Genomic DNA, 7307 nt, shown 5'->3' with positions numbered 1-7307 from the left:
GGAGTGAGAATTGTTCTTTTACCCATTACCCATTACCCATTACCCATTACCCATCCACTCATCCACCCATTTACTCACTATCGAGCGATTCTCCAGCATATTCTGGTTGTGGCACTAAACTATGGGGTGGTTGGCTCATCAGATCGATCGTGCCTTTGATCGTACCTACGATCGGGACAGATACAATCACGCCCAATAATCCGGCAATTTGACCGCCAGCGAGCAAGCAGATTAAAATCGCGATCGGATTTAAACCGATGAATTCACCCATTAATTTCGGTGCTAATAAGTTATCCTTAATTTGTTGAACTATTACCGCCGCAATTAACACCGAAATTCCCAATCCGAAGTTTTTGAGCATAATCACGATCGTGACTAGTCCGATGCCCAAACTCGCCCCGATAAAGGGAATTAATTCTGTAGCTCCGATAAAAATTGCAAATGATAATCCAAAGGGGACTTTTAAGAAAAAGAAAACCGCAGTCAGGGTCGTGGCCATAAACGTCCCTAAGATTAGCTGACTGATAAAGAAGTTCTGAAAATTTTCTCTTAATGATTCGCTTAAAGGTAGCCTGATTCGCTCTGGTAAAGTTGCGACAATGCCAAACCATAATAGATCGCCATATAACAACATATAGACCGACAACACGATAATCGACAGCGTATCGATTACACCCGATACCGTACCTACAGCCAAGCCAACTACCTCAGCACCAATAATTTGCAATTGGGTATCGATTTTGGCATTAATCTGAGATCTCAGTACATTAAAATCGAGCTGTAAACCTTTACCTTTACCCCACTCTTCCCAAGTATTAATATTCTCGTTACTCGCCCGAATCCACTCTGGTATTTGCCTGACTAATTCGGTGGTTTGTTCGATCGCGTTGGGTACGACCGTTACACCTAAAATAATGAATAGTGCGAGCGTAATTAACAACACGCAGACGATCGCAGGCAAGCGGGGAACATTTACTTGTTCGAGAATTTTGACTGGATAGTTGAGTAAAAATGCGATCAGTGCGGCGATCGTTAAAATGGTAATCAGATGCTCGAAATATCGAAAAAATTGAGACAATACCCAGACATTGAGTCCGACGATCGGAAATCCTAACCCGATAAGTAGTAAGTTTTGGATATTGGCGGGAAAACGGCGCATTGGGGATCGATTCTCGTTCTCGAAGAGGCTATGCCAACGGCGAACGATGGCTTAATTATCTAGTTTAAGCGACGATCGCCGTCTAAATCCAAAAAGACGGCGGACTCGCCGATCGATCTCTGGGCACACATTTATTCACAACTCGATCTAAGATAGTTGGGTATTTAATCTACCGCTTGGGTGAAACTCCCAACTCCCCACTCCCAACTCCCCACTCCCAACTAATTTGTGACTGAATCGAAGAAACCAACTCGATCGATCGCCAGCATTGCCGGAATCGTCGCCGCCGCCACCTTAATTAGCAAAGTCTTCGGGTTAGTGCGATCGATCGCTCTGGCTGCTGCCTTTGGTAATGGGATTGTCACCGAAGCATTTGCTTATGCCTATGCGATTCCGGGATTTCTGTTAATTTTACTCGGTGGGATTAACGGGCCATTTCATAGCGCGATCGTCAGCGTCCTGACTAAAGAAAAAGATAAATCGCAAGTAGCACCGATCGTCGAGACAATTACCACGATCGTCGGGATAATTCTATTGTGCGTGAGTATTGCAATCTTCTGTTTTGCTGGTAACGCGATCGATATTGTCGCTCCCAATCTCTCTCTCAGCAGCGATGTGGCACGCGGTGCGTTGGTGCGTCAATGCGCGATCGAACAGTTGCAAATCATGTCCGCAATGGCCGTGCTCGCAGGCTTTATCGGCATTGGTTTCGGTACCCTCAGTTCGGCAGATTTTTACTGGCTACCCTCCATCAGTCCCCTGCTGACTAGCTCTACGACGATTATTGGGGTCGGCATCCTGGCAATCTATTTGGGGCCAAAAATTATGCTCCCCGAAAATGCCCTCTTAGCTGGAAAAGTCCTCGCAGGTACTACCTTAATCGGTGCGCTGTTGCAATGGCTGATGCAAGTGATTACCCAATGGCGGGTGGGTTTGGGCACGATTAAACCGCGCCTAGAATGGCGGCGACAGGGTGTCAAAGATGTTCTCAAAATTCTCGGCCCTGCGACCTTCTCTTCTGGTACGCTGCAAATTAACCTATTTATCGATCTGGCATTTGCGTCGGGGATTGCTGGTGCGGCTTCGGCGATGCAATATTCGGGATTATTAATTCAGACGCCACTGGGGATTATTTCCAACATTATTTTAGTCTCGCTATTGCCCGAATTTTCGCGCCTAGCCGATCCTCAAAATTGGACTCAACTCAAAGATCGGATTCGACAAGGCTTGCTGCTGACGGGGATTGCCATGATGCCCCTGAGTGCGGTAATGATGGCTCTGGCTTTCCCGATCGTCCAGACAGTTTATCAGTACGGCGCGTTCAAAACTCAAGACTCTCAGCTCGTCGGATCGATTTTAATCGCCTCCAGCTTGGGGATGTTTATCTTTCTGGGGAGAGATGTTCTGGTGCGGGTATTTTACGCGCTCGGCGATGGCAGTACGCCATTCAAGATCAGCGTGGTAAATATCTTCTTCAACTTCCTGTTTGACTACTTATTCTGGAAACCCTTTGGTGCGGCGGGAATTACCTTATCGACAGTTTGCATCAATCTGATTTCGTTCTCGGTAATGCTATTTTTGCTCGATCGCCGCTTGAATGGTTTACCATGGCGAGGATTTGTGCCATTACTGGGCATCTTCCTGGCCAGCACGGTGGCAGGTGGTGTAACATGGGGCATAAGTTACGGCTGGCAGCAGTTTATCCCCGTTAGCAATACGCTTACGCTATTGGTGCAACTAGCCCTTTCTGGTGGCATGGGTTTCGCTGTATTTGCCGCGATCGTGTCTCAGCTCAAGTTACCAGAATTCGATCGATTCGTCGCTCAGATTCGGCAAAAATTATTCAAAAAGTAACGCGTTCCCGATGGAACTGCAACATCTTTCAATTCCAGCAAGAGCAGAGAGCTGATTTCGGAGCTTTAGGTAGATCGTTTATTGGATCTGACAAAATGCTAATCAAACGCTGGTTACCTTTTTCATTATTTGCGATCTTTGTTGCTGGCACGATTTTTGGTAGCAATTTAGGACGGCTGGGGACAATTACCCACTGGGTGAACACTCAGCCGTTTGGAGATAAGTGCGGACATTTAATCTTAATTGGTTTCTTGACATATCTACTAAATCATGCGCTAGACGGTCGCGAAATTAACATCGGTCGTCTCAAACTATTATTAGGTTGCACGATCGTGGCAGTAGTCATGACGATCGAGGAAATTTCCCAAATCTGGATTCCATCGAGATCGTTCGATGTTGTCGATCTCTCGGCAAATTATCTAGGTATTGCGATCGCCGGATTCGTGTGGTTGCGCCAGAATCCAGTTTAGATATCAATCTTCTCCTTAAAAAGCAGGGCGGTTCCAGAATAAGCAAGATAATTGACAATATTTGACTCTGACAATTAATACATTTTGCCCGATCGATCCGATCTATCTGGACACAGATGGGTAGCTGTTGTTTAACTAGAAATTACCGATCGAATCTTATAATTAATATGCGCCTAAAACGCTGGCTACCTTTTTCCTTATTTTTCCTATTTGTAGCTAGCATCATTGTTGGTAGCAACGTTGGGAGACTTACCAGTATCACCAGCTTGGTAGATAGCTTGCCCTTTGGCGATAAATGGGGGCATCTAGTTTTAATTGGTCTATTGACATTTTTACTCAATCATGCGTTGAGCGGTCGCAAGATGAAAATCGGTCGGCTCAAAATCTTGTTAGGTGGCACGATCGTGGCAGTTGCCATCACAGTAGAAGAAATTTCCCAAATTTGGATGCCGTTACGATCCTTTGATTTAATCGATTTGTCAGCTAATTATTTAGGCATAACGTTAGCGGGGTTACCTTGGTGGAACAGAAATGCTGTTGTCGATCGATAGCAACTAAATAGCCGTCCAAAACCTAGTTACTAGCACCACATCCCCGACTTCTTCAAGAAGTCGGGGATGTTTGACTTTTAGGGAAGCTTCCGAACTGCTGGTGCGATCGAATTCGTCTGTTTTGGCGATCGAGTTAGCACCAATGGGATTAAACTCTGAAAAATACTTGAATTGGCTGAGAGTGCTCTGGAGTAGAACCAGTATGATGTTGAACTATATACTGTTTCAGTTGTATCGGTACTAACCCGATCGACCATATTATGACCGATCCTGCCGCCAGTACATCTGCTAGCCCAGACAGTTTTGCAACAACTTCCTCAACTTGGATGACAGCAAGCTGTGATGAGTCTTCGGGGCAATGGAGCAAGCATGACAGCGAGATTTTAGCAAAGCGGTACGTAATTCAGGCGATCTTAAGTCGCACTAGTTTTGGAATTACCTTTTTAGCGCGGAATATTTACTTACCGGGACAGCCTTTGTGCGTTATCAAAAAGTTTGCACCGAAATTTAACGATCCGGCACTTGTCGCGATCGCGCGTGGGCAATTTGAATTAGAAGCACTGATGCTGAGTCGTTTGGGCACCCACGCACAGATTCCCACTTTACTAGACTACTTCGAGCTGGGTCGCGATCGATATTTAGTCGAAGAATACATTCCAGGGGTCGTGCTGGCGCAGACTATTCAAAAGCAGCAGCCCTTCACAGCCGAGCAGGTAGAAAACTTTTTGGTACAGATGCTGCGATTGTTGGAGTACATCCACTCGCATCATCTGATTCACCGCGACCTCAAGCCGCAAAATATTATTTTATGCCAAACCGATCGTCGCTTTGTGTTGTTAGATTTTGGTAGTGTTAAAAATCTGGATGCTGCGAGTGCGATTTCTGGCGATCGAACGATAAGCGATGCTAGTAGATCGATCGGGACATCAGGATTCGCACCGCCAGAACAACTCGCCAATCGTGCTGTCTATGCTAGCGATATTTACGCGCTGGGGATGACTTGTATTTGTCTGCTAGTCGGCAAAGAACCGAGTCAATTGCCCGTAGATCCGCATACTTGCGAACTGATGTGGGCGGATAACGTGGATATTTGTGAGGATTTGAGTCAAATTATTAGTAAAATGACACAAATTTCGCTAGCAGATCGCTATCATTCGGCAACTCAAGTCCTCGCAGCCCTAGAAAATCGGGCAATTCGCGCTAAATTACGGACGTATTTAGACCAAAAACATGCAGTATCCAAAACCGATCGGATCGAGAGTCCGGCTGTGGTTCATTGGGCACTGGGGATCGCCACAGCAGATTGATGACGAGCGATTTGACGATCGCAGTGCGACTACCGATAATTGGCGCAAAGATTAGCCAGGATCGGGATAAATACCACTAACAGCGTGCGCGTTCGGTGATAAACTAAACAACAGCATTGCAAAATATTAAGAGTAGCAACAAAACTGGATCGATTTAGTAAGCAGCCAAAGGCGATTACCTGCGATCCAGCCAAGCTCGCGAACTGGCAGTTCGAGAGGATCGAAAGATTCCAGAACGCTACCTTTTCGCTTCAGTGTGGTGCCAATACCGCACTGAGAATCGATCGCTCGCATCCAATCGCTAACATCCGATCGCCGATCTGGATTAGCAGCATCGATTTGTTAGAGCCAATACTACGCCCACGCTATAAACAAAATCACACAATAATTAAGTAACGCGCACATGGCTACCACCGCAGAAAAAACAAACGTGGGTAAACTCACCCAAGTTATCGGTCCAGTTGTGGACGTAGAATTTACTGGTGGCAAGATGCCCCAAATTTATAGTGCTCTCAAAGTTGAAGGCAAAAATGACGCCGGACAAGATGTCTCCGTAACCTGCGAAGTCCAACAACTTCTGGGCGACAACCAAGTTCGTGCTGTAGCGATGAGCACCACCGATGGCTTAGTACGCGGTATGGACGTCATCGACTTGGGCGCGCCGATTAGCGTACCCGTCGGAGCTGCTACTCTCGGTCGGATTTTTAACGTCTTAGGCGAACCTGTAGACAACAAAGGTGATGTCGGAACTCAAGAAAGATCTCCCATTCACCGCGATGCTCCTAAGCTGACGGAATTGGAAACTAAGCCTTCCGTATTTGAAACCGGAATCAAGGTCATCGACCTGCTAACTCCCTACCGTCGCGGCGGTAAAATCGGTTTGTTCGGTGGTGCTGGTGTGGGCAAAACCGTAATCATGATGGAACTGATTAACAACATCGCGACCAATCACGGTGGTGTGTCGGTATTTGGTGGTGTGGGCGAACGTACCCGCGAAGGGAACGACCTTTACAATGAAATGATGGAATCGGGAGTTATCGACAAAGATAACTTAAATAACTCCAAAATCGCGCTAGTCTACGGTCAAATGAACGAGCCACCCGGAGCGCGGATGCGCGTTGGGTTGGTTGCATTAACAATGGCTGAATACTTCCGCGACACCAACAAGCAAGACGTATTGCTGTTCATCGACAACATCTTCCGGTTCGTTCAAGCGGGTTCCGAAGTATCGGCACTCCTCGGTCGGATGCCTTCGGCGGTAGGTTATCAGCCTACTCTAGGTACCGATATGGGTGACTTACAAGAACGGATTACTTCGACCAAAGAAGGTTCGATTACTTCCATTCAAGCAGTATACGTACCTGCGGATGACTTTACCGATCCCGCACCTGCAACTACCTTCGCTCACTTAGACGGTACTACCTCCCTGTCGCGTGGTTTGGCAGCTAAAGGGATTTACCCCGCAGTAGATCCGTTGACTTCTACCTCGACGATGTTACAACCATCGATCGTCGGTGCCGAGCACTACAATACCGCTCGTGCCGTACAATCGACGCTCCAACGCTATAAAGAACTGCAAGATATCATTGCAATTCTCGGTTTGGACGAACTCGCCGAAGAAGATCGTCTGATCGTTTCCCGCGCGCGCAAAGTCGAGCGTTTCTTATCTCAACCTTTCTTCGTTGCTGAAGTATTCACTGGTTCTCCCGGTAAATACGTCAAACTCGAAGATACCATCAAAGGTTTCCAAGCCATCCTCAATGGTGAATTAGACGATTTACCAGAGCAAGCTTTCTACCTCGTTGGCGATATCAACGAAGCGAAAGAAAAAGGCGCGAAATTGCTTAAAGGCTAAGAGATTGGAGCGGGGAGCGGGGAGCGAGGAGTAAAAAATTTGAGAGTAAAACATAGTTCGTACTTTCAAAGCACTAAAACAAGCACATGTGCTTGCCTTCTATTCCCCCGC

6 protein-coding genes are annotated in these 7307 nt (G+C 46.7%); 5 read left to right on the top strand and 1 reads right to left on the bottom strand.

Annotation, left to right across the window (positions count from 1 at the left end):
* Window positions 1-70 precede the first annotated feature (70 nt).
* Entirely contained in the window at window positions 71-1159 is a 1089-nt protein-coding gene (locus C7B77_RS19300; protein WP_106308499.1) for an AI-2E family transporter, read from the bottom strand.
* A gap of 228 nt (window positions 1160-1387) precedes the next feature.
* On the opposite strand from C7B77_RS19300, the gene murJ reads away from it, so the two are divergent.
* From murJ to atpD, 5 genes are all read left to right on the top strand, one after another.
* On the top strand, window positions 1388-3013 hold the full coding sequence (gene murJ / locus C7B77_RS19295) for a murein biosynthesis integral membrane protein MurJ (RefSeq protein WP_106308496.1): 1626 nt from the start codon (window positions 1388-1390) through the stop codon (window positions 3011-3013).
* Between the two features lie 95 nt (window positions 3014-3108).
* Window positions 3109-3483, top strand: a complete 375-nt coding sequence (locus tag C7B77_RS19290) for a VanZ family protein (protein ID WP_106308493.1) — start codon at window positions 3109-3111, stop codon at window positions 3481-3483.
* A 167-nt stretch (window positions 3484-3650) separates the two neighbouring features.
* Complete coding sequence (locus C7B77_RS19285) at window positions 3651-4034, top strand: VanZ family protein (protein WP_106308490.1); 384 nt, start codon at window positions 3651-3653, stop codon at window positions 4032-4034.
* A 260-nt stretch (window positions 4035-4294) separates the two neighbouring features.
* Complete coding sequence (locus C7B77_RS19280) at window positions 4295-5341, top strand: serine/threonine-protein kinase (protein WP_106308487.1); 1047 nt, start codon at window positions 4295-4297, stop codon at window positions 5339-5341.
* 403 nt (window positions 5342-5744) lie between these two features.
* Entirely contained in the window at window positions 5745-7196 is a 1452-nt protein-coding gene (atpD, locus tag C7B77_RS19275; RefSeq protein ID WP_106308484.1) for a F0F1 ATP synthase subunit beta, read from the top strand.
* Window positions 7197-7307 lie beyond the last annotated feature (111 nt).

Source organism: Chamaesiphon polymorphus CCALA 037, from assembly GCF_003003845.1.
Taxonomy (GTDB): Bacteria; Cyanobacteriota; Cyanobacteriia; order Cyanobacteriales; family Chamaesiphonaceae; genus Chamaesiphon; species Chamaesiphon polymorphus.
The sequence above is the reverse complement of the archived record's forward strand: the minus strand, read 5'-3'. Positions and strand labels throughout refer to the sequence as shown.